This window comes from Paraburkholderia eburnea (assembly GCF_002917095.1).
In the GTDB taxonomy this organism is placed as follows: domain Bacteria; phylum Pseudomonadota; class Gammaproteobacteria; order Burkholderiales; family Burkholderiaceae; genus Paraburkholderia; species Paraburkholderia eburnea.
This window is the reverse complement of the sequence record NZ_PQGA01000026.1, coordinates 54475-76164: the sequence shown is the minus strand read 5'-3', so window position 1 is coordinate 76164 and position 21690 is coordinate 54475. Positions and strand designations below refer to the sequence as shown.

The 21690-nt window shown below is 64.6% G+C and carries 20 protein-coding genes and 1 tRNA gene; 9 read left to right on the top strand and 12 right to left on the bottom strand.

Annotated elements, in window-relative coordinates; translation table 11 throughout:
- Positions 1-269 precede the first annotated feature (269 nt).
- Positions 270-449 carry a hypothetical protein gene (locus tag B0G62_RS28135; RefSeq protein WP_103707451.1) on the bottom strand — a complete coding sequence of 60 codons (180 nt, stop codon included), beginning with the start codon at positions 447-449 and terminating at the stop codon, positions 270-272.
- Positions 450-573: 124 nt separating this feature from the next.
- On the opposite strand from B0G62_RS28135, the gene B0G62_RS31830 reads away from it, so the two are divergent.
- Positions 574-762, top strand: a complete 189-nt coding sequence (locus B0G62_RS31830) for a hypothetical protein (protein WP_167401356.1) — start codon at positions 574-576, stop codon at positions 760-762.
- 20 nt (positions 763-782) lie between these two features.
- On the opposite strand, the gene B0G62_RS28130 is transcribed toward B0G62_RS31830, so the two are convergent.
- The 4 genes from B0G62_RS28130 to B0G62_RS28115 form a co-directional block, all read right to left on the bottom strand.
- Positions 783-2084: an MATE family efflux transporter gene (locus B0G62_RS28130; RefSeq protein WP_244193406.1), complete on the bottom strand. Its 1302-nt coding sequence runs from the start codon at positions 2082-2084 to the stop codon at positions 783-785.
- 50 nt (positions 2085-2134) lie between these two features.
- Entirely contained in the window at positions 2135-2443 is a 309-nt protein-coding gene (locus tag B0G62_RS32400) for a DUF2288 domain-containing protein (protein ID WP_103707449.1), read from the bottom strand.
- 688 nt (positions 2444-3131) lie between these two features.
- On the bottom strand, positions 3132-3869 hold the full coding sequence (locus B0G62_RS28120) for a peptidoglycan DD-metalloendopeptidase family protein (protein ID WP_103707448.1): 738 nt from the start codon (positions 3867-3869) through the stop codon (positions 3132-3134).
- Between the two features lie 177 nt (positions 3870-4046).
- Entirely contained in the window at positions 4047-4958 is a 912-nt protein-coding gene (locus B0G62_RS28115; RefSeq protein ID WP_103707447.1) for an aldose epimerase family protein, read from the bottom strand.
- Between the two features lie 663 nt (positions 4959-5621).
- Between B0G62_RS28115 and B0G62_RS28110 the strand changes: the two genes are divergently transcribed.
- Positions 5622-6452 carry an undecaprenyl-diphosphate phosphatase gene (locus B0G62_RS28110; protein ID WP_103707446.1) on the top strand — a complete coding sequence of 277 codons (831 nt, stop codon included), beginning with the start codon at positions 5622-5624 and terminating at the stop codon, positions 6450-6452.
- Between the two features lie 85 nt (positions 6453-6537).
- Positions 6538-6614: transfer RNA gene (locus tag B0G62_RS28105), tRNA-Arg, on the top strand.
- Positions 6615-6696: 82 nt separating this feature from the next.
- On the opposite strand, the gene B0G62_RS28100 is transcribed toward B0G62_RS28105, so the two are convergent.
- The 3 genes from B0G62_RS28100 to B0G62_RS28090 all read right to left on the bottom strand — a co-directional run bounded on the left by B0G62_RS28100 (position 6697) and on the right by B0G62_RS28090 (position 9500).
- Positions 6697-7119, bottom strand: a complete 423-nt coding sequence (locus B0G62_RS28100) for a hypothetical protein (RefSeq protein WP_103707445.1) — start codon at positions 7117-7119, stop codon at positions 6697-6699.
- Between the two features lie 119 nt (positions 7120-7238).
- The gene (locus B0G62_RS28095; RefSeq protein WP_167401360.1) at positions 7239-7712 is read right to left on the bottom strand and encodes a PH domain-containing protein; all 474 of its coding nucleotides are present in this window, start codon (positions 7710-7712) and stop codon (positions 7239-7241) included.
- Between the two features lie 207 nt (positions 7713-7919).
- Positions 7920-9500, bottom strand: a complete 1581-nt coding sequence (locus B0G62_RS28090) for an acid phosphatase (RefSeq protein WP_103707443.1) — start codon at positions 9498-9500, stop codon at positions 7920-7922.
- Positions 9501-9744: 244 nt separating this feature from the next.
- Between B0G62_RS28090 and B0G62_RS28085 the strand changes: the two genes are divergently transcribed.
- Complete coding sequence (locus tag B0G62_RS28085; protein WP_181315550.1) at positions 9745-11148, top strand: cytochrome-c peroxidase; 1404 nt, start codon at positions 9745-9747, stop codon at positions 11146-11148.
- 24 nt (positions 11149-11172) lie between these two features.
- On the opposite strand, the gene B0G62_RS28080 is transcribed toward B0G62_RS28085, so the two are convergent.
- Positions 11173-11415, bottom strand: coding sequence for a hypothetical protein (locus tag B0G62_RS28080; protein WP_146055374.1), 243 nt, complete (start codon positions 11413-11415; stop codon positions 11173-11175).
- 218 nt (positions 11416-11633) lie between these two features.
- Between B0G62_RS28080 and B0G62_RS28075 the strand changes: the two genes are divergently transcribed.
- Complete coding sequence (locus B0G62_RS28075; RefSeq protein ID WP_103707441.1) at positions 11634-12020, top strand: hypothetical protein; 387 nt, start codon at positions 11634-11636, stop codon at positions 12018-12020.
- Between the two features lie 7 nt (positions 12021-12027).
- Positions 12028-12477 carry an NUDIX domain-containing protein gene (locus tag B0G62_RS28070; RefSeq protein WP_167401359.1) on the top strand — a complete coding sequence of 150 codons (450 nt, stop codon included), beginning with the start codon at positions 12028-12030 and terminating at the stop codon, positions 12475-12477.
- A gap of 91 nt (positions 12478-12568) precedes the next feature.
- On the opposite strand, the gene B0G62_RS28065 is transcribed toward B0G62_RS28070, so the two are convergent.
- Positions 12569-14287 (bottom strand): glutamine--tRNA ligase/YqeY domain fusion protein, encoded by a 1719-nt coding sequence (locus tag B0G62_RS28065; RefSeq protein WP_103707439.1) that lies wholly within the window; start codon positions 14285-14287, stop codon positions 12569-12571.
- A 190-nt stretch (positions 14288-14477) separates the two neighbouring features.
- On the opposite strand from B0G62_RS28065, the gene B0G62_RS28060 reads away from it, so the two are divergent.
- Positions 14478-15044: an RBBP9/YdeN family alpha/beta hydrolase gene (locus tag B0G62_RS28060; protein WP_103707438.1), complete on the top strand. Its 567-nt coding sequence runs from the start codon at positions 14478-14480 to the stop codon at positions 15042-15044.
- 16 nt (positions 15045-15060) lie between these two features.
- Here the strand turns inward: B0G62_RS28060 and B0G62_RS28055 are convergent, their stop codons facing one another.
- The gene (locus tag B0G62_RS28055) at positions 15061-16281 is read right to left on the bottom strand and encodes a CaiB/BaiF CoA transferase family protein (RefSeq protein WP_103707437.1); all 1221 of its coding nucleotides are present in this window, start codon (positions 16279-16281) and stop codon (positions 15061-15063) included.
- Positions 16282-16579: 298 nt separating this feature from the next.
- Between B0G62_RS28055 and alaS the strand changes: the two genes are divergently transcribed.
- Entirely contained in the window at positions 16580-19204 is a 2625-nt protein-coding gene (gene alaS, locus B0G62_RS28050) for an alanine--tRNA ligase (RefSeq protein ID WP_103707436.1), read from the top strand.
- 74 nt (positions 19205-19278) lie between these two features.
- Here the strand turns inward: alaS and B0G62_RS28045 are convergent, their stop codons facing one another.
- Entirely contained in the window at positions 19279-20187 is a 909-nt protein-coding gene (locus B0G62_RS28045) for a LysR family transcriptional regulator (RefSeq protein WP_103707435.1), read from the bottom strand.
- Positions 20188-20444: 257 nt separating this feature from the next.
- On the opposite strand from B0G62_RS28045, the gene B0G62_RS28040 reads away from it, so the two are divergent.
- Positions 20445-21590 carry a YbfB/YjiJ family MFS transporter gene (locus B0G62_RS28040; protein ID WP_103707456.1) on the top strand — a complete coding sequence of 382 codons (1146 nt, stop codon included), beginning with the start codon at positions 20445-20447 and terminating at the stop codon, positions 21588-21590.
- The last annotated feature ends 100 nt before the right edge of the window (positions 21591-21690 follow it).

Sequence of the window (21690 nt, the reverse complement as noted above, 5' to 3'; positions counted from 1 at the left end):
AACAACTCCACGCCGATGATAGTGCGGATTGCCCGTGTGAAAGTAGGTAATCGTCAGGCTCCTTATGCAGTGCGTCCAGAACCCCGGCCTCTCCCTGTGAGAGCCGGGGTTCTGGCGTTTGGGGCCAGAAAAAGGCGCAAGCAGGTGCGCTCAAAAGCGGATCTCATCTTGAGCGCGCTAGCAAAGCCCTCCCTGGCTGATCACCACAGCCGACCTAATCCCGCACCCGATCGTACGAAAAGCCGAACGCCCGGCTTCCGCAGACCCACTCAGCGCCTACGGCGTATATGCACCCGATCCAGCATGTGATGCTCGGACAACCAGTGGTGCATCATGCCTTCGCCGTCATGCTCCTGCCGATAGGCCCTCGACTCGAAAATCGACAGACCGAGCAGCACCAGCAGCCCGACGGCCAGCCCAATCAGTCCCGCAATAGTTTCGGCATCCATGGCAGCCTCCTTGGGTTGCAGCCATCTCCTAATCTTAGGACAGCATCGGCCGAGAAAAAATAGCAGTGTGAGCAAGCCGCCAGATCCGACGGGCAGGCGCTAGACTGTTGCGCGGCAACATTTCTTGAAGGAGTTTGTGCTGATGTCACGAGCCTGGCTGGCCATTGCGATGGCCGCATTGCTTTCCGCTTGCGCCGACGATACGGCGAACAAGCATCATGGGCCACCGCCACATGATCCGCCCGATTATCATGGCGTGCCGACAGACGACCGCCCGCCCGCGATCATCGACGCACCGCAGCCGGCGCAGTAAAGCCCGCAAAAACAGGCGCCTCAGGGCGCCTGTTGCATTTCCAGTGGTCCGATCGTACCCGTGACGCGCCCAAGCATGGGCATCAGGGTAAGGCCGCGCGTTGCCATGAAGATCAGCAGGGCGGCCCAGAGTCCATGGTTGCCGAACGGCCCCACGAGCGCCCACGAAGCAGCAAGAAAGACCGCGAGAGAAATCGCCATGGCCTTCATCAATTCGCGCGTGCGCGTCGCCCCGATGAAGACGCCGTCGAGCAAAAAGCCCCACACGGAGACGAGCGGCGAGAGCGCCGCCCAAGGCAGAAATGCCAGCGCGGCAGCGCGTACGGCGGCTTGATCCGTGAGCTTGTCGATGATCCACCCACCGGCGCCCCAATAGACCAACGAGAAACCGAGCGCACCCAACGCCGACCAGAGCAGATTGACCCTCACCGCCTGGCGGAAGGCATGGCGATCGCGCGCGCCGATGGCCGCACCGACAAGCGCCTCGGCGGCATGTGCAAACCCATCGAGCCCATAGGCCATGAAGGTCTGGAAATTGAGCAGCAGGGCATTGGCCGCGAGAACCGCATCGCCTTGCCGCGCCCCCACGTGCGCGAACCACCCAAACGAGCCGAGGAGGCACAGGGTCCGCAGAAAAATGTCGCGATTGATGGCCACGAGGCGCTTGAGTGCGGCCGCCTCCGTGACTGCGCGCCAAGCGAGCGGAGCGAGTCCTCGCGGCCGTAGCCGCCACAATACCGCTGCGCCGAACGCGAAGCCTGCCGCATCGGCGGTCGCCGTCGCGGCGCCGATCCCCGCGATCCCCCAACCGAAACCATAAACAAACGCGAGCACCGCAATCACGTTGACGGCGTTGATGAGCACCTGCGTGGCGAGCGCAATGCGCACGCGCTGCGTGCCCAGCAGATAGCCGAGCACCACATAGTTTGCAAGCGCAAACGGCGCCGATCCGATGCGCGCGTGGCAATACAGTCGCGCATTTCGCTGCACTTCGTCGCTACCGCCGATTAGCTCAAGCGCATAGCGAATCAGCGGAGACTGCACGAGCAGGATGAATGCGCCGATACCGCACGCCAGCAGCAACGCCCGCACGACATTGAGACGCAACGCCGTGAGATCGCCCGCCCCATGAGCCTGGGCCACGAGGCCCGTCGTACCCATGCGCAGGAAGCCGAAGCCCCAGAACACGAAGTTGAAAAACAGGCCGCCGAGCGCGACGCCGCCGAGATCCGCCGCGCTGCCAAGATGCCCGGCAACCGCCGTGTCGACGGCGCCGAGAATCGGTTGCGTGAGATTCGCGAGAACGATCGGAAAGGCGAGCATCAGCACGCGGCGATGCCAGCCTCCGTGCGTCGGCAGCGCCTGCGCGCCGCTCAACTGCGTTCCTGCACGCAGACCCAGGGCGACACCACCACGGCCCAGAGTTCGGGCTTGCGTGCGGCGTAGTCGGCGGCGGTTTCGGCCTGCATGCGTTCGACATGGCCGGCGGACAGCCATTGCGCGACCTGCGTACCGTCGTCGCTGGCGATGGCTTCGGCGACGCTCACAAGGTCGAGGTCACGCGCTACGGACAACAGCTTGCCCTGTGCGAAGAATCGTTCGAGGTCCTGCCAGTCGATCTTGGCGGTTTCGCCGAGCAGTTTGGCGTAGAGGGAGCTGGGAGTCGCGTCGTCGGTAGTCATGATTCTGGGCCTGAAGGTGCGGCCGATACTATAAACGATTGGCCGTATCGGTAAGAGGAGGTCGTACCTGTATCGGGCGCGATTGGGTTAAGCAAGAAAATCGAAAGCGTCTCGCGAAGAAATACTAATAATCCGACGAATAACGCTTTAAAGAAGCCAGTCAAAACTGCTTTAAACAGTTGCCGCCAATACCAATCCGGATGTTTCAAAAATCCCACTGACGCCGTTAATTGCGCACTTACGTGCGTTTGCCCACTAACTGACAGGCACTGCAAAAACGTCCAAAAAGGTGTGATGCGGCGCCGCAGAAAGCGCTACCGGCATTCTTTCACGCGATGTTGAAATCGGGCTGAAACGCCCATTCCACAGGCGTTTTCGACGATTCCCAGCGATTGCGCAAGCACGCTGCACTGCCCATTTCCATGCGTGAATGTCGCGACGTCCGCACGACGATTCATCATCGGGAATTCTTACGGTCCATAAACCGTGCGCCGCGTCACATTTTCCGCTCAATTAAGTGATTGCGCCGTGGGAGGGCCGTTGATAGATTGCCAATCGGCGCATGGTAAACCGGTCCTTTGCCGATATGCGCCAAACCCCCGTTAGCCCGGCACCATGCCGGGCTTTTTTTCTTTCGGAAATCGAAGGGCCTGGTTGCGTATGCGACGTGCCCTTCGATGTGAGGCGATCAGCGTGGCGGCAAGTCACGAGTCGGGTCGATCGAGCGACCCTGATAGCGCAACTCGAAATGCAGCATGACGCGATCGTTGTCGCTGTTGCCCATTTCGGCGATCTTCTGCCCTTGAGCAACCGCCTGGCCTTCCTTCACGAAGAGCGCCTGATTGTGCGCGTAGGCCGTGAGATAATCGCCGCCATGCTTGATGATGAGCAGATTGCCGTAGCCGCGCAGACCGTTGCCCGCATAGACGACCGTGCCAGGCGCGGCGGCGACGATCGGCGTGCCGGGGCTGTTGACGATGTCGATACCCTTCGAATCACGCCCGTCGAAGCTGCGAATCACCTGGCCAGCGCTCGGCCAGACAAGCGAAATCGGCGCGGCCGGCGCAGCGGATGGGCTTGCGGTGTCGGCGCTGCTATCGCGCGGCGTCGAAGCGGCAGCGGACGCCGACGAAGACGCGCGCGGCGCCGTGCGCTGCGCACCGGCGCTTGACGCCGCGCTCGAACCGGCAGGCGGCGAGACACGCAGTACCTGGCCGACTTCGATCGCATCCGGGTTTGGCAGATTGTTCCAGCGCACGATGCTCGACACCGATTGCCGGTTGCTGCGCGCGATCTTGTAGAGCGTGTCGCCGCGTTCCACGCGATAGAAGCCGGGGCCGACCGGCGCCGAACCGCACGCAGCGAGCAACGCGACGAGCGCCGCGCATGCGAAACGTTTGAATCCTTTGGTGAATTCCTTTCCCAACGTTGGACCTCGCTAGACGCTGCCGGCGGCGCGCCCGGAGAAGGGCGCCGCGACGGCAAAACGTCCGATTCTAGCGGGTTTGAAGCCGCGCTTGCGCTATTGCCTGACGAATTGCGTGCCTGGCGGCAAGGGCCGGCCGCCGGTGCGGCGGCACTGCCGCGTGTCTCAGCGACCGGGTCAGCCGAGCGATTCGACGCGCAGTCGCAACGTGGCGGATTCGCTTACGCCCGGTGCCAGCCAGCGCAGGCCCAAGCCGTTGTGGATCGCGTCGGGCAGGCCGAGCCACGGCTCGACGCAGTAGAAGTCGGAGTCGGTCGCCTCGGTCCAGGTGGTCACGGCGTACCACGGCAGAGAATCCGGACGATTGAGATCGATCGTCACGGCCCGTTTGAGACCGGGCGTGACGAGCCTCACGGGCGTTGCGGGGGGCGTCGGCTCGAGCACATGGAAGCGGTCGATGATGCCCGCATCGTCGAGACGATATTGCGTCTCGCCCGGCTCCGGCGCGCTGATCGCGCCATCGGGCAACTGGTGGCGACGTTGTGCGGGTGGCATCTCGAGCGTGCTCTGTGCGCGTTGCGCGTGAGGCAACTCGAAGTAGAAGTGATGGCCCGCGTACCAGGGCAGCGGCGTGTCGCTGGTATTGGTGGCCGTGAGCGTGACGTCGAGCGCGTGATCGTCGGCGAGACGGTAGAGCGCCTCGAAGCGGAATGCGAACGGATAGCCCGCGCGCGTGGACGGCGAGTCCGTGAGCGTCAGACGCACACCGCGGCCGTCCGGATCGACTTGCGCCACGAAGGGCAGATCGCGGGCAAAGCCGTGCATCGGCAGCTCGCGCACGACGCCTTGCGCATCGCGCCAGCGGCCAATCTGGCCATCGACGAAATGACGCCCGAGAAACGGAAACAGCAGCGGATTGCCGCCGCGCACGCGCGCCGGCTGGTCCCAGTTCGCATTCTCCGGCCAGCGGATCACGGGCTCGCCGCCGACATGCCAGGACAGCAGCCGAGCGCCGGCCCACGGCGCGAAACGCAGCGTCGAAGCGCCGCTGTTGAGTTCGAGGATGTCGTGCGGGGGACGGTTTTCCATGTCGTTGCGTCGCGAGAAGGTAGAAGGAAGAGCGTGAACGGAAGGCGCGCCGGGGCGCCTGGGGATTGTGCGCCGCTTTCGAATGCGTGAAAACCCTCGTGGGGAAATCGTGGGGTGTCGCACAAGATCCGCTGCGCTCATAATCAATTTCGAATGTATGACCGTGCGCAAGCGCACGTTTGCATATGTAGCGATGACGAAGCAACAGAGCCGTGACGAAGGAGGGCGCAAAGATGGATCTCGCAATGGCCATGGGAATGGGACTTTTCAGCCTGTTCATCGGAAGCAGCGCGTACTTCTTCTACAAAATGGCGCGCTAGACGCGCACGACTTTCGCGGCCAGTGCCACGCTGGCTGCATGACGTTCAATTTTTCTTTCGATTGTCTTTCGCCGGCCTTCGGGCCGGTTTCGCACGATCCCCCTTGTCCGCAAAACGGGCCGCCAGAGCGCGGCCACCCGCCATTCGCGCATCTCGCCGCGATTTCGCTTCTACATCCGTCTCGCTTAGCGCAGCCTTATTTTGTTGCGGCGCGGTAACTTTTCCGACAAATACGGGTTGACGCTTGGCGCTGCAATTCGGGCCAGGCATAATCGGGGCGCTTTGCCGCGCCGTCCGCGCGATGGTCCGGCGTCCCGTCCAAACCCTTCCGAGGATCCCCCGCGTGAGTCTCTCGTTCCTGTTGTTTCTGAGCGTGCTGCAAGGCGTCACAGAACTCTTCCCCGTCAGCAGTCTTGGCCATACGCTGCTCGTGCCGGCGCTGTTCGGCATGCACATCGACAAACACGCGCCGCAACTGCTGCCGTTCCTGGTCGCCCTGCACCTCGGCACCGCGATCGCGCTGCTCTGGTACTTCCGCGCGCGCTGGGTCGCGCTGATCAGCGGCTTTTTCGCTTCGCTGGGCGGCCGCAAGAACGATGACGGTCACATGATGTGGGCGCTCATCATCGGCACGATTCCGACGGGCATCGTCGGCCTTGTACTCGAAAAGCGCATCGAGGCGATTTTTCACGATCTGCGCATCGTCGCCGCGGCGCTGATGGTGAACGGCGTGCTGCTGTGGCTCGGCGACCGCCTGCAACAGGCGCGCGTGCATCGCGGACCCGAAAAACTCTCGTTCGGCCAGGCATTCCTGGTGGGCCTCGCGCAGATTGGCGCGCTGATTCCGGGCTTCTCGCGCAGCGGCCTGACGATGATCGCGGGCAATGCCGCCGGTCTCACGACGGAAAAGGCCGCTGAGTTCTCGTTCCTGCTCGGCACGCCGATCATTTTCGCGGCGGGCGTGCTCGAACTGCCGAAGCTGTTCCACGCGCGCGACCAGCTCACGACCGCGCTCGTCGGCGGCGTGCTGACCGGCATCGCCGCATGGCTCAGCGTGAAGTTTCTGATGCGCTATTTCGAGGGCCGCGGCCGTCTGGCATCGTTTGGTCTGTACTGCGTGATCGCGGGCGCGATCTTCCTCGGCTGGTTCGTGATGCATTCGCAACCGGTTTGAGGGAGCGGCCACGGCGCGCGGGCGATCGCGGTATAATCCACGCCCGTCGCGCGGCCTTCCTAAGTGTCCTCGACGCAGATTTCACGCGACAGTAGCTCAGCTGGATAGAGCATCGGCCTTCTAAGCCGAGGGTCGGGGGTTCGAGCCCCTCCTGTCGCGCCAGCGTTTTCTAGCATTTAGCCCGGTCATTGCGATCGGGCTTTTTGCTTTCTGGACGTCGTGTACTCACCCAGGCGGCGCGCAATCAGTGCCCGGAAATCGCCGTCGATTCCTCGTTCAGGTACGCACGATTCCCGTTCTTTGCGAGCCGGCGGGTTTCGACCCAACCCTCGACTTTCTCTCCCGTCTTCGGGTTGACGTATGTGACGTCAGTAAATTCCACATATTCCTCGGCGGGAACCAGCTTGTCTCTTGGGACGACGAAGACCCCCTTCATCTCACAGCCAACTGCCGGGGCATAGAAGAACTGCAGGCGGCCAGTACCCGCAACTGCGTAGTCGGATTGCGCGAGTTCATACGGGACGCTGTTTTTTGCGGCCTCTTCGTTGACGGCCGCGCATCGGGCCGACTGCCGAGCCGGATAGGGCGTGCCATTCACGCTTTGGCCAAATGACGGCGTTACTGCCGTGGCGGCAAGGATTGCACCCAACGTGACCATCTGTTTCATTGCGTCCTGCTTTCCCCGATTTGAGAAAAGCCGCTAGATTAGCCTGGTGCTTCGCAAACGGGAAATAGGCCTCGTTGCCCGTCCCTCGGGCATTGTTCCAGGCTCGCAAAACAGTCCCCTCAAGCCGCCATCCTCATCTGCATCAACAACGCATCGCGTAGCCGCGCAAGCCGCTCGCGAAACGTAAAAGGCTTCTCGATCCCCGCGATTCGCAGCGCTGGCGCGCCGCCGCGCCCGATCACCAGCGTCCCGTAGTCGAATATCCCGCCCATCGGCCCTTGGCGCACATGCACGCGCTTCACCTCGCCGAGTTCGAACGTCACGCGGCGTGGCCTGAGAATCCCGAACGTGGCGATCAACCGCCTGCGCGTCAGCGCCAATTGCGTCGTCAACAGCAGGGCGACGACGATGCCAAACACCAGCAGCCCGCCGCCGAACAGCAGCAGCGCGGAAAGCAGCGCATCGCCGAGACAGCCGAGCAGCACGCCCCAGACCATCAACACGATGCCGGATGTTAGCCACGGGCCCATCGCCCACATGCTCAAATGACCCTCATAAACGACCCGCTCGCCGGGCGGCAATGCCGATTCCACGCGCCTCATTATTGACCTCCATCAAAACTTGCCTAAGCAGCTAAATTCAGACTAGGCGATGGCGGGGATCGGGAACTGCGGTCAAAGGTCGCGTTCGAGCCGTCCTTCAAATAGCGCGATAGTGCGGACGAAAAAAGGCAGCCCAAAGGCTGCCCGGGAAAAGCGCTGGACATACCCTGATGTCCAGCCGTCGATGGCCGTGCCGGCTTAAAGCTTCACGTCGAGCGTGTTGGTCAGGTCGCCCATCGCCTGGCCGCCGTTGCTCTTGAGCGCGGCGTCACGGGCGCTCAGGCCCGGCAGCGTCGGCAGTGCAAAACGGCGCGTGATCAGGCGCAGGATCGACGTCGTGTCGTACTGCGTATGATCGACGTAACCCTTCTTCGCGTACGGCGAGATCACGAGCGCCGGAATACGCGAGCCCGGACCCCAGCGGTCGCCCTTCGGCGGCGCGACGTGATCCCAGAAACCGCCGTTTTCGTCGTAGGTCACGACGACGACCATGTCCTTCCACTGCGGGCTCTTCTGCAGATGCGAAATGACGTCGGCAATGTGCTGGTCGCCGCTCGCCACGTCGGTGTAGCCCGCGTGTTCGTTCAGGTTGCCCTGCGGTTTGTAGAACGACACCGCCGGCAGCGTCCCCGCGTCGATGGCCTTGATGAATTCGCTGCCGTCCATGCCGCCGTCGAGCAGGTGAGCGGCGCGCGCGGCCGTGCCCGGCGCATAGTTCACGAAGTAGTTGAACGGCTGGTGGTGCGGCTGGAAGTTCGGCGCGGTCATGTTCGCGCCGTAGATCACGTTCGACGTGCTGTTCTGCACTGCGCTCACGGCCGCGCCCCATGCGCCGCCGTACCACGCCCACGTCACGCCGGCGCTCGACAGCAGGTCGCCGATCGTCTGCGACGTCTGCGGCGGCAGCGTGGAGGCGTTGGCCGGATCGGCCAGGTTCGCGTCGCCGCCCGAGGCCGCCGCGTTGCCGCTCGGCTGATACGGCGGCTGCATCGTGTTGACCGCGTAGAAGTCGGGCGTGAGGTTGCCGGACTTCACGAACTTCGGCACGCCGGTGAGCGCCGATGCCGGCGAGTTCGAGGCGAGCGTGAGCGAAACGCCATCGGCATTGACGGTCGAGATGGCCGGCTTGGCCGGATTGGTGTCGGCGTTCGCGTAGTACGGCGTGCAGGCGCAGATCAGCCACTGGTGATTCAGGAACGAGCCGCCGAATGCGCCCATGAAGAAGTTGTCGGCGAGCGTGTATTGCTGGGCGATCTTCCAGAGCGGCAGTTTTTCGGCGCTGCTCGTGTAGTGGCCCATCACGAGGCCGCCCGAATCGCCCCAGGCCGCGAACATGTCGTTCTTGCCGCCGTGGATCTGCATCTGGTTCTCGTAGAAGCGGTGATACAGGTCGCGCGTCGTTGTCGAAAGCGGGACGTTATAGCCCTTCGCGTCGTCGATTGCGAACGGCGCATTCGCCATGTTCTCGGTCATCGCGGCCGTGATCGCGGGCGTGACGCCGGTTTGCGTGAGGCCGCTCCAGACCGTCGGCAGCGTGGCGAGCACGGAGCCGTCGCGGTCGAGCTGCTGGGCGCTCGAGGCTGTCACGTTCTGCAGACCGTTGGCGTTCGGGAAGCTGCCGTAGAGGTTGTCGAAGCTGCGGTTCTCGGCGTAAATCACGACGATGTTCTTCACCGACGCCAGGCCGGGCTTGTCGTCGTTGCCGCCACATGCGGCGACGGCGAGGGCCGCCGCAGCCGCTGCGATCGGCGTCGCATAGAACCATTTTTTCTTGATCATTTTTTCTCTCTCGCGTTGGGGTCCCCTGAGCCGGCGCGGGAGGAGCGCCTGCCGTTGGGCGAGGCGAAGTGTCTCAACGGAATTTGACAGCTATGTGTAATTAATTACATTTAGCTTTTCTTATCCCTGTGATTGCATGACTAAGACATTACGGTAAGTCATCTTAGCGTCACATCGCTGACATACGCTTTCGCGACTTCGATGCGTGATTGAGCGCATCGGCAATCGTTCCGGGGATCAGTTCATGTTGCGTAAATTGGCGCGTCGCTCGACGCGGATTCGGACTTGCACGCGCTCGGCGCGGCTGGTGCTGGCTGCCGTCGTACTCGCGACACTGGCGGCTTGCGACGGCGGCGCTTCGCAGGCGCAAGACGCGGAAAGCGCCGCGAAAAACGGCGTAAACGCGCACGACGCACACGACGCGAATGCCAACGGCAGCAACGGCGCGAAGCTGATGAAGATTTCGACGAACGCGGCGGCGGCGCCGGGCCCGGCGTCCCACGGCCAGTCGCGCGCCGAAGTCTACGCACAGGTGCGTCGCATGACGGCGCTCGGCAAGCAGATGTTCTTCGATCCGTCGCTGTCGGGCTCGGGCAAGATGTCGTGCGCGACCTGCCATAGTCCCGATCGCGCCTTCACGCCCACGAATGCGCTCGATGTGCAGATCGGCGGCGCGGACATGCATCGTCCCGGCATGCGCGCGGTGCCCACGCTCAAATATCTGCAGGCTGTTCCGGCGTTCTCGGAGCACTATCACGACTCCGACGACGAAGGCGACGAAAGCGTCGATGCCGGTCCGACTGGCGGCCTCACTTGGGACGGCCGCGTCGATCACGGCGCGGACCAGGCGCGCATTCCGCTGCTCTCGTCGTTCGAGATGGCGAGCACGCCGCGCAAGGTCACCGACGCCGTGCGCGCGGCGCCCTACGCGAAGGCGTTTCGCGAGGCGTTCGGCGAGCACATCTTCGACGACGAGGACGCGACCTTCAAGGCCGTGCTGAAATCGCTCGAAACCTTCGAGCAGGCGCCCGAAGTGTTCTATCCGTATTCGAGCAAGTACGACGCGTATCTCGCGGGCAAGGCCACGCTCACGACGGCCGAGCTGCGCGGTCTGCAACTGTTCAACGACGAGAAGAAGGGCAATTGCGCGAGCTGCCACATCAGTCAGCGCGCGAAGGACGGTTCGCCGCCGCAGTTCAGCGATTTCGGCCTGATCGCGGTGGGCGTGCCGCGCAATCGTACGCTCGCCGTGAATCGCGATCCGCGCTTTTTCGATCTGGGCGCGTGCGGTCCCGAGCGCACCGACCTCGATCATCGCGACGAGTTTTGCGGACTGTTTCGCACGCCGACGTTACGCAACGTCGCGCTCAAGAAGAGCTTTTTCCACAACGGCATCTATCACTCGCTGGAAGACGTGATGCGCTTCTATTCGCGACGCGATACGAATCCGCAGGAGTTCTATCCAGTGGTGAAGGGCCGCGTGCGCAAGTTCGACGATCTGCCGCGCCAGTACTGGACGAATCTGAATACCGATGCGCCGTTCGATCGAAAGCCGGGCGACGCGCCGGTCTACACCGAAGCCGAAATCAAGGATGTGATTGCCTTCCTCGGCACGCTGACCGACGGCTGGCAGCCCTCGGCGCATTGAATCTCCCGCTGCGCGGGCATCGGCTCAGATGCCCGCGATCAGCAGGCAGGTCACCGTGAGGAAGACGAACGAAACGAGCAGGCTGATCATGCCGCCGCGCAGCACGGTCTCGGGCCAGCGCGGCGTATCGTCGAAGCGGATCGCGAGATGCGGCATTGAAGGATCGGCTTGCCGGACATGCGTATGGTGAGCGATCAGCGACATCAGGCCGATGCACAGCAGGGCCAGCATGACAGCGAAAAGACGTAGTGCAATGGCGTAGGTCATGACGGAAAACTCCTGTTCGTGCATAAGCGGATGACAGGGAAACTTTATGTTTTCGCTGCCAGGCGCTCCATCGGAGCAATCCTAAAAATCGGCGGGTTGGTCAGGAACGCACGCCGCCGCTGCGGCCAGGTGGGCACGGGAAAAATAGGGCGCGTGCTATTCTTTTCGAGATACTTTGATGAGATAGCCGACCCTTGCCCTTCCAGGAGAACGTTCGAATGTCGACCTTGCCCCGTGTACTGTACGGCCTCGCCGCCGTGTGCGTTGCGGCGATCGCGCCGGCCGCCCACGCCGCCAACCTTGGCTTTCTCAACGACACGCCGGCTGCGTGGATGAAGCAGGCCGACTACAACTCGCTCACGCAGGCGGTGCGCGACGCCATCGCCACGAAGCAGGACGGCGAGACCGTCAACTGGAGCAACGACGGGCTGCGCAACCCGGTCAAGATCGACGCGACCATTACGCCCACCAAAACGGAAAAGGACGGCGACAAGACCTGCCGCGACTCGGACGTGGTGGTCAACGCCAAGGGCCAGTCGATGAGGCTGCACCCGCAGTTCTGCCGCGTCGGCGACGGCGCCTGGGTCTATCAGAAGAAACATTGAGGGCGCAGTGACAGGCAAGATCGTTTCGTGCGGCATCGTGTTGCTCGATGCACAGGGGCGCGTGCTGCTCGCGCACGCGACCGGCACCGGCCATTGGGATATACCGAAGGGGCAGGGCGAGCCCGGCGAGACCGAGGCGCAAAGCGCGTTGCGCGAGATGGTCGAGGAGACGGGCATCGCCGTCGATGCGGCGCGTCTGGTCGATCTCGGGCGTTTCGCATATCGGCGCGACAAGGATCTGCATCTGTTCGCCGCGCGTGCGCTGGAGAGCGAGCTGGATCTGTCGCGCTGCGTGTGCGTGTCGATGTTTCCGGGCCGCCGCGACGGCGTGATGATCCCCGAGATGGACGCGTGGCGCTGGACCGCGCCCGCCGATGTCGATCAGTTCGCGAGCCGCAGCCTCGCGCGCCTTTTTGCCACGACGCTTTCGCTGGCGGAGTTACACGAGCGCGTTTAGCGTCGCTGGCATTGCGCCTTTGCCTTCTCGCATAAAAAAGCCCGCACGGGTCAGGTGCGGGCTTTGTGCTTTTGAGGCTGGCGCTTGGGGCTTACTTGCCCCAGCTGTCGCGCAGACCGACGATGCGGTTGAACACCGGCGCACCCGGCTTCGAATCGTAGCGGTCGGCGACGAAGTAGCCGTGACGCTCGAACTGATAGCGGTCTTCCGGCGCCGCGTCGCGCGCGCCCGGTTCGACATACGCCTTGACGACGCGCTTCGAATCCGGGTTCAGCGCTTCGAGGAAGTCGCGGCCGCCCGCATCGGGCTGCTCTTCGCGGAACAGGCGGTCGTAGAGACGCACTTCGGCCGGCACGGCGTGGTCGGCGCTCAGCCAGTGGATCGTGCCCTTGACCTTGTAGTTGCTCGCGCCTTCGGTGCCCGATTTGCTGTCGGGGAAGTAGTTGCAATGGACGGCCACGATATTGCCGTCGGCGTCTTTCTCCGCGCCCGTGCATTCGACCACGAAGCCGTACTTCAGGCGCACCTTGTTACCCGGGAACAGGCGGAAATAGCCCTTCGGCGGCGTTTCCTGGAAGTCCTCGCGCTCGATCCACAGTTCGCGCGAAAACACGAATTCGCGATTGCCGCGTTCCGGATGATGCGGATGCACCGGCGCGCTGCAGGGCTCGGACTGGCCTTCGGGATAGTTGTCGACGATGAGCTTGAGCGGATCGAGCACGGCGGTCGCGCGCGGCGCCTTGTCGTCCAGATCGTCGCGCAGCGCGCCTTCGAACACGCTCATGTCGATCCACGAATCGACCTTGGTCACGCCGATGCGCTCGCAGAAAAGCTGGATCGCTTCGGGCGTGAAGCCGCGGCGGCGCACGCCGACGATGGTCGGCATACGCGGATCGTCCCAGCCGTCCACGTGGTTTTCGGTCACGAGCTGCAGCAGCTTGCGCTTGCTGGTGATCGCGTACGTGAGGTTCAGGCGCGAAAATTCGATCTGTTGCGGCAGCGGACGCGCGAACACGCCGGCGTCGGCCAGTTCGTTGAGCACCCAGTCGTAGAGCGGACGGTGATCTTCGAACTCCAGCGTGCACAGCGAATGCGTGATGCCTTCGAGCGCATCCGAAATGCAGTGCGTGTAGTCGTACATCGGATACACGCACCACTTGTCGCCGGTGCGGTAGTGGTGGGCGAAGCGGATGCGGTAGATGACGGGGTCGCGCAGATTGAAGTTCGGCGACGCCATGTCGATCTTCGCGCGCAGCACGTGCGCGCCTTCCTCGAACTCGCCGGCCTTCATGCGGCGGAACAGGTCGAGGTTCTCCTCGACCGAACGATCGCGGAACGGCGAATTCTTGCCCGCTTCCGTGGCCGAGCCGCGGTTCGCGCGCATCTCGTCCGGCGACTGGCTGTCCACGTAGGCGCGGCCGCGCTGGATCAGCAGTTCGGCGAATTCGTAGAGCTTGTCGTAGTAGTCGCTCGCGTAGAAGAGGTATTCCTTCTCTTCCTTTTTCCACTCGAAGCCGAGCCAGGTGACCGCGTCGATGATCGAATTGACGTATTCGACGCTTTCCTTTTCCGGATTCGTGTCGTCGAAGCGCAGATGGCAAACGCCGTCGTAGCGCTGCGCGACGCCGAAGTTCAGGCAGATGCTCTTCGCGTGGCCGATGTGCAGATAACCGTTCGGTTCCGGCGGGAAGCGCGTTTCCACGCGCTGCGCCCACTTGCCCGAGCGGTTGTCGTCGTCGATGATGTTGCGGATGAAATTGGATGCCGCAGGCGCGTCCGTGCGGTCGGCGTCTTTACGTTCGGTATTCATGCGAAAAGAGGGAAGTCGTTCGAGGGCGCGGTACCAGTGGCCAGCCTGTCGGCGGGAAGAATGTCGTTGACGGTTCGCCCTGCCGAAGCCGCACCGCGCGCCGGTGGTGCCTTCCATTCTACCTGACGCGACCTTTCCCGCCAGTCCTGGCGCCGGGGTGTCGCGTCGGCCTCACTTTGACGGAGAAAAAATGACGACGAGCGAGCCGCGCGTGCTGGTGCTGCCGGGCTACATGAACTCGGGGCCGGGGCACTGGCAGACGCGCTGGGAAGCCGCGCACACGGGCTTCGAGCGCCTGCGTATGCCCGACTGGATGCACCCGGACTGCGACGCGTGGTGCGCCGTGCTGGAAGCGGCGCTGGCGGCTGAAGCGGGCGGCGGGCGCAGTGTGCTGCTGGCGGCGCATAGCCTTGGCTGCCTGACGGTGGCGCATTGGGCCGCGCGCCACGCGAGCGCCGCGACGCGGGCCAAAGTGGCGGGCGCGCTGCTGGTGGCGCTGCCGGACCCGCATGGCCCCGAATTCCCGCGCGACGCGCGGGGTTTCGATCCGGTGCCGCTCGCCGCGCTGCCGTTCGCGAGCGTCGTGGTGGCGAGCCGCGACGATCCCTATGGCGGCGTGGCGTTTTCGCAGCGCTGCGCGCACGCGTGGGGCAGCCGCTGGATGGATATCGGCGCGCGCGGGCACATCAATGCAGAAAGCGGCCTCGACGACTGGCCGCAGGGTTTTGAGTGGTTGATGTCGATGCAGGCAGACTGATTCAGCCGCGCACGCGTTAAACGACGCCTTTATCCCGCAACGCCGCCGCCCGTTCCCCGTCATAGCCGAGCACGTCGCGCAACACCGCATCCGTATGCTCGCCGAGCGTCGGCGGATGGCCCGAAACGCTCGGCGGCGTGCCGCTCATGCGGATGGGGTTGCGCACGAGGCGCGCCGTGCCGCCCGACGGATGCGGCACGTCCACCTGCATGCCGCGCGCGATCACCTGCTCGTTTTCGAACACTTCCGCGAGATCGTTGATCGGCCCGCACGGCACGCCCGCGCCCTCCAGCGCGCCGATCCAGTCGGCCTTGCTGCGCGCGCGGATCAGCCCGGCGACGATCGGCACCAGCGTGTCGCGATGGCGCACGCGCTCGGGATTCGTCGCGAAACGCACGTCGTCGGCCAGATCCGGGCGGCCCGCCACCTCGACGAACTTGCGGAACTGCCCGTCGTTGCCGATCGCGAGAATGATCCAGCTATCGCTGGTCTGGAACGCCTGATAGGGCACGATGTTGGGGTGCGCGTTGCCCCAGCGGGCGGGCGGCGTGCCGCTCGCGAGGTAGTTCGAATTCATGTTGGCGAGCATGGCCACCTGCACGTCGAGCAGCGCCATGTCGATGTACTGGCCTTCTCCGGTACGGTCGCGGTGCGCGAGGGCCGTGAGCACGGCGACGGTTGCGTACATGCCGGTCATCAGATCGGCGATCGCAACGCCCGCCTTTTGCGGGCCGCCGCCGGGCAGGGCGTCGCGCTCGCCGGTGATGCTCATGAAGCCACCCATCCCCTGCACGATGAAGTCGTAGCCCGCGCGCGACGCATACGGCCCGGTCTGGCCGAAACCCGTCACCGAGCAGTAGACGATATCGGGCTTCACCTCGCGCAGCGACGCGTAATCCAGCCCGTATTTCTTGAGTTGCCCCGCCTTGTAGTTTTCGAGCACGACGTCGCTTTGCGCGGCCAGCTCGCGCACGATGCGCTGACCCTCGGGCGTGGCGATATCGACGGTGACCGAGCGCTTGTTGCGGTTCGCGGCGAGGTAATAGGCGGCTTCCGCCGTATCTTCGCCCGTGGGCGTCTTGAGGTAGGGCGGCCCCCAGTGGCGCGTGTCGTCGCCGGCGCCGGGGCGTTCCACCTTGATCACGTCGGCGCCGAAATCGGCGAGGGTCTGCGCGCACCACGGCCCGGCGAGGACGCGGGTGAGATCGAGTACGCGGATATGGCTCAGAGCGCCCATGCGGTGTCTTCCAATGTCGTTCTAGTGCGGGCCATCTTAAGCGATCCGCGATGGCGCGTGTCAAATTTCGGTACAATGTTTCGCCAAGCGGAACAAATGCGGCGGGAGCAGGTACACAGCGCCGCTGTCGCAAGCGCACCAACCACGCCGCGTGCGCCGCCGCGAGCGTGCAGCGATCCCGTATAATCGTTCGATTCAGCATCGACGAAACCCACGCGCTTGTAGCGGTTGCCAGGCGCGCGGTTCCGAGATCGGACAAGATTCAGCACAGACGCCCCGAAGGTAAATACAGCACGCCATGAAAGCCTCCGAAATCCGCGAGAAATTCCTCAAATTCTTCGAATCGAAGGGCCACACGATCGTGCGCTCGTCGAGCCTCGTGCCGGGCAACGACCCCACCTTGCTCTTTACCAACTCGGGCATGGTGCAGTTCAAGGACGTGTTCCTCGGCGCCGAATCGCGCCCGTACTCGCGCGCGACCACGGCGCAGCGCAGCGTGCGCGCAGGCGGCAAGCACAACGACCTCGAAAACGTCGGCTACACCGCGCGTCACCACACGTTCTTCGAGATGCTCGGCAACTTCTCGTTCGGCGACTACTTCAAGCGCGACGCGATCCACTACTGCTGGGAACTGCTGACCAAGGTCTATGCGCTGCCGGCGGAAAAGCTCACGGTCACGGTCTATCAGGAAGACGACGAAGCCTTCGACATCTGGGCGAAGGAAATCGGCGTGCCGGTCGAGCGCATCATCCGCATCGGCGACAACAAGGGTTCGCGCTACGCCTCGGACAACTTCTGGCAGATGGCCGACACCGGCCCCTGCGGCCCGTGCTCGGAAGTGTTCTACGATCACGGCCCGGAAATCTGGGGCGGCCCCCCGGGATCTGCCGAGGAAGACGGCGACCGCTTCATCGAGATCTGGAATCTCGTGTTCATGCAGTTCAACCGCGACGCCCAGGGCAACATGACGCCGCTGCCCAAGCAGTGCGTCGACACGGGCATGGGTCTCGAACGTCTGGCCGCCGTGCTCCAGCACGTGCACAGCAACTACGAGATCGACCTGTTCCAGAACCTGATCAAGGCTGCCGCGCGCGAAACCGGCATTAGCGATCTCGAAAACAACTCGCTGAAGGTGATCGCCGATCACATCCGCGCGTGCTCGTTCCTGATCGTCGACGGTGTGATTCCTGGCAACGAAGGCCGCGGCTACGTGCTGCGCCGCATCGTGCGCCGCGCGATCCGCCACGGTTACAAGCTTGGCCGCAAGGGCGCGTTCTTCCACAAGCTGGTGGCCGATCTGGTCGCGGAAATGGGCGTCGCCTATCCGGAACTGGCCGAAGCGCAGCAACGCGTGACGGACGTGCTTCGCCAGGAAGAAGAGCGCTTCTTCGAGACCATCGAGCACGGCATGTCGATCCTCGACGCGGCGCTGGCTGACCTGGAGTCGAAGGGCGGCAAGACGCTCGACGGCGAACTCGCGTTCAAGCTGCACGACACCTACGGCTTCCCGCTCGACCTCACGGCCGACGTGTGCCGCGAGCGCAACGTCACGGTCGATGAAGCGGCCTTCGACGAAGCGATGGCGCGTCAGCGCGAGCAGGCGCGCGCGGCGGGCAAGTTCAAGATGGCGCAGGGGCTGGAATATTCAGGCGCGAAGACCACGTTCCACGGCTACGAAGAGATCGTCTTCGACGACGCCAAGGTTGTCGCGCTCTACGTCGACGGCGCATCGGTCAATGAAGTGCAGACCGGCCAGGACGCCGTGGTCGTGCTCGACCACACGCCGTTCTACGCGGAGTCGGGCGGTCAGGCCGGCGACCAGGGTGTGATCGCTAACGCCAGCATCCGCTTCGCGGTGGCGGACACGCTCAAGGTTCAGGCCGATGTGTTCGGCCACCACGGCACGCTCGAGCAGGGCACGCTCAAGGTCGGCGACGTCGTGAAGGCGGAAATCGATGCGGTGCGCCGCGCCCGCACGGCCCGCAACCACTCGGCCACCCACCTGATGCACAAGGCGCTGCGTGAAGTGCTGGGCGCGCACGTGCAGCAGAAGGGCTCGCTCGTCGATGCGGACAAGACCCGCTTCGACTTCGCCCACAACGCGCCGATGACGGACGACGAAATCCGCCGCGTCGAGCAGATCGTCAACGCGGAAGTCCTCGCCAACGCGCCTGGCGTCGTGCGCGTGATGTCGTATGACGAAGCGGTGAAGGGCGGCGCGATGGCGCTCTTCGGCGAAAAGTACGGCGACGAAGTGCGCGTGATGGATCTCGGCTTCTCGCGCGAGCTTTGCGGCGGCACGCACGTGCAGCGCAGCGGCGACATTGGCCTCTTCAAGATCGTGATGGAAGGCGGCGTCGCCGCCGGCATCCGCCGCGTGGAAGCGATCACGGGCGATAACGCCGTGCGCTTCGTGCAGGATCTCGACGCGCGCGTGAACGCAGCGGCGGCGGCGCTCAAGGCGCAGCCTTCGGAGCTGACGCAGCGCATCGCGCAGGTGCAGGATCAGGTCAAGTCGCTGGAGAAGGAACTGGGCGCGCTCAAGTCGAAGCTGGCGTCGAGCCAGGGCGACGAACTCGCGGGCCAGGCCATCGAGGTGAACGGCGTGCACGTGCTTGCCGCGACGCTCGAAGGCGCGGACTCCAAAACGCTGCGAGAAACCGTCGACAAGCTCAAGGACAAGCTCAAGAGCGCGGCGATCGTGCTGGCGGCGGTCGAAGGCGGCAAGGTCAGCCTGATCGCGGGCGTGACCGCCGAAGCCAGCAAGAAGGTCAAGGCCGGCGAACTGGTGAACTTCGTCGCCCAGCAGGTGGGCGGCAAGGGCGGTGGCCGTCCGGACATGGCGCAGGCTGGCGGCACGGAACCGGCGAACCTGCCGGCCGCGCTCGCGGGTGTGAAGGGCTGGGTCGAAGCGAAGCTGTAAGCGCCTCGTCCCTCCCATGAAGAAGGGCTGCCTGCGAGGGCAGCCCTTTTGTTTTTGCGCGCCTGGCCAGCGAGTCAGACCGTGGTGGTTTCCACCGCCATCGGCGCTTCGCTGCGCGCGTGTTCCAGCAACGCCGATTTGAGCGCGTCGAGCGCGGGCGAAAAATGCCCGCGCCGCCACACGAGCAAAGTGTCGATCCGGCCGAGCGCGCCAAGCGAATGAATCGTGATGTCGTCGGCGCTGTTCTGTAGATCGAGTACCGAGCGCGGTGCGACCGCCACGCCCGCGCCCGCCGCCACGCAGGCGACGATCGCGTGATACGAGCCCAGCTCCAGCACCCGCGTGGGCCGGATGCCGTGCTCCTGATACCACGCCTCCACGTAGCTGCGGTACGCGCAGCCGCGCTCGAACGCCACCAGCGTCGACAGCGCGACGTCGCCCGGCTGCCGGATTGGCCGATGCCCGCGCGGCGTGATCATCACCAGTTCCTCGCGATAGACCGGCACGCAGTCGAACACTTCCGGATCGGGCCGCCCGGCCAGCGGCGTCGCGATCAGCGCGGCATCGACCTCGAACTCGCGCAGACGCTCGACGAGGCATCCAGTCGTGCCCGTCTCCAGCTCCAGCGTCACATCGGGCCAATTCTGGTGATAGCGCGCGAGGACGCGAGGCAGGCGGCTGGCCGCCACGTTCTCCATGGTGCCCAGCCGCAGGCGCCCGGACGGATGCCCGGCCTTGAGCGCATGGCGCGCTTCGTCGGCGAGCGCGAGCAGGCGTTCGGCGTAGGGCAGCAGCGTTTCACCGGCGGGCGTGAGCACGAGGCGGCGGCCATCGCGCGTGAAGAGCGGCGTGCCGAGCTGTTCTTCGAGCTGCTTGATGCGCGTGGTCACGTTCGACTGCACCCGGTTGAGCTTGGCGGCGGCCCGTGTCACGCCGTTTTCGCGGACCACGGCCCGGAAAATCGCCAGCGCGGCGAGATCCATGATTCTCTCCTCGGAATGGATTCGTTCATCATAATTCATTTTTCGTGAACGTTTCGGGTGACTAAGATGGTCGGAACGGCGTCGTGCGCGATGCCCGTTTTGTCCCGATTTTTTGTCCGTACACGACGCCGATCATGAACAACACCGCTTCTCGCCCCAATGTGCCGAATGCTCCGAACGTTCCGAACGTGCCGAATGCGTCTTTCGCGCAGCCGGCCCATCGCCCTCATGAGGCGCGCCGCGCCGCGCTGGCCTGCATGCTGGCCCTGGCGGCGGCGCTGGGCATCGGGCGCTTTGCGTTCACGCCGCTGCTGCCGTTGATGCTCCACGGCGGCGGTCTGGACCTGAGACACGGGGGCTGGCTCGCGTCGCTGAACTACGCGGGGTATTTCGTCGGCGCGATGGGCTGCGCGGCGCTGCGTTTCGCGCCCGCGCGCGTCGTGCGCGCGGGGCTAGTGGCCACGGCGCTGCTGACCGTCGTGATGGGCCTCACGCAGACGTTCTGGCTTTGGGCCGTCTTGCGCTTCGTGGCGGGCGCCGTGAGTGCGGCGACCTTCGTGTTCGCTTCGCAATGGGGCTTGCGGCGCCTCACGCAACTGGGCGCGCACGCGTGGAGCGGGGTGATCTACACGGGGCCGGGCGTCGGCATCGTCGCCACGGGCTTGCTGGTGAGCGCGGCAGGCGGCTTTGGCGCGCGGGCTGGGTGGATCGGTTTCGGGGTGGTGTGCGCGCTGATCGTGTCGATCGTCTGGCCGGTGTTCGTTGAAACGCCGCACCCGCCACATCCGGCTGGCGCTGCGTCACCGGCGCATGCGGCTGGGGCTCAAGGCGCGCTGGGCGCGCCGCGCGCAAGCCGCGCCGACGCCTTCTGGCTGGTCGTGCTCTACGGCGTGCCCGGCTTCGGCTACATCATCACCGCGACCTTCCTGCCTGTGATCGCCCGCCACGCGCTGCCCGGCTCGATCTGGCCGGACCTGTTCTGGCCGATGTTCGGCGCGGCACTGATCGTCGGGGCGCTGTTCGCGGCGCGTCTGCCGCTGCACTGGGACAACCGCCTGCTGCTGGCCGTCTGCTATGTGCTGCAGGCGCTCGGCATCGCTTCGGGCATTGTCTGGCCAAACGCGGCTGGATTTTCGCTGGGCAGCGTGCTGATCGGCTTGCCGTTCACGGCGATCACGCTGTTCGCGATGCGCGAAGCGCGCATCATGCGCGGCGATCACGCGGCCGCGCTGATGGGTTACGCGACGGGCGCGTATGGGATCGGCCAGATTCTCGGGCCGCTGGTGGCCGCGCCGCTCGCCGCGTCGAGCGGTTCGTTCTCGCCGTCATTGTGGCTCGCGGCGCTGGCGCTGGTCGCCGGTGCGGCGGGGCTGGTGTGGCGCACGCTGCGCGGCGGCCAATGAGCGTCCAGCCATAAAAAGCCGAAAATCGGCGCTCGCACGCCGCGATGGATAGCGCACTAAAATAGCCGCTTCTTGCGACTAGCTGCGCTTTCCCGCGACT

Coding starts and splice junctions, on each gene's coding strand:
- B0G62_RS28135 (WP_103707451.1), bottom strand. CDS start 449: ATGGATGCCGAAACTATTGCGGGACTGATTGGGCTGGCCGTCGGGCTG.
- B0G62_RS28130 (WP_244193406.1), bottom strand. CDS start 2,084: ATGCTCGCCTTTCCGATCGTTCTCGCGAATCTCACGCAACCGATTCTC.
- B0G62_RS32400 (WP_103707449.1), bottom strand. CDS start 2,443: ATGACTACCGACGACGCGACTCCCAGCTCCCTCTACGCCAAACTGCTC.
- B0G62_RS28115 (WP_103707447.1), bottom strand. CDS start 4,958: ATGGAAAACCGTCCCCCGCACGACATCCTCGAACTCAACAGCGGCGCT.
- B0G62_RS28100 (WP_103707445.1), bottom strand. CDS start 7,119: ATGAAACAGATGGTCACGTTGGGTGCAATCCTTGCCGCCACGGCAGTA.
- B0G62_RS28090 (WP_103707443.1), bottom strand. CDS start 9,500: ATGATCAAGAAAAAATGGTTCTATGCGACGCCGATCGCAGCGGCTGCG.
- B0G62_RS28085 (WP_181315550.1), top strand. CDS start 9,745: ATGTTGCGTAAATTGGCGCGTCGCTCGACGCGGATTCGGACTTGCACG.
- B0G62_RS28080 (WP_146055374.1), bottom strand. CDS start 11,415: ATGACCTACGCCATTGCACTACGTCTTTTCGCTGTCATGCTGGCCCTG.
- B0G62_RS28075 (WP_103707441.1), top strand. CDS start 11,634: ATGTCGACCTTGCCCCGTGTACTGTACGGCCTCGCCGCCGTGTGCGTT.
- B0G62_RS28065 (WP_103707439.1), bottom strand. CDS start 14,287: ATGAATACCGAACGTAAAGACGCCGACCGCACGGACGCGCCTGCGGCA.
- B0G62_RS28060 (WP_103707438.1), top strand. CDS start 14,478: ATGACGACGAGCGAGCCGCGCGTGCTGGTGCTGCCGGGCTACATGAAC.
- B0G62_RS28055 (WP_103707437.1), bottom strand. CDS start 16,281: ATGGGCGCTCTGAGCCATATCCGCGTACTCGATCTCACCCGCGTCCTC.
- alaS (WP_103707436.1), top strand. CDS start 16,580: ATGAAAGCCTCCGAAATCCGCGAGAAATTCCTCAAATTCTTCGAATCG.
- B0G62_RS28045 (WP_103707435.1), bottom strand. CDS start 20,187: ATGGATCTCGCCGCGCTGGCGATTTTCCGGGCCGTGGTCCGCGAAAAC.
- B0G62_RS28040 (WP_103707456.1), top strand. CDS start 20,445: ATGCTGGCCCTGGCGGCGGCGCTGGGCATCGGGCGCTTTGCGTTCACG.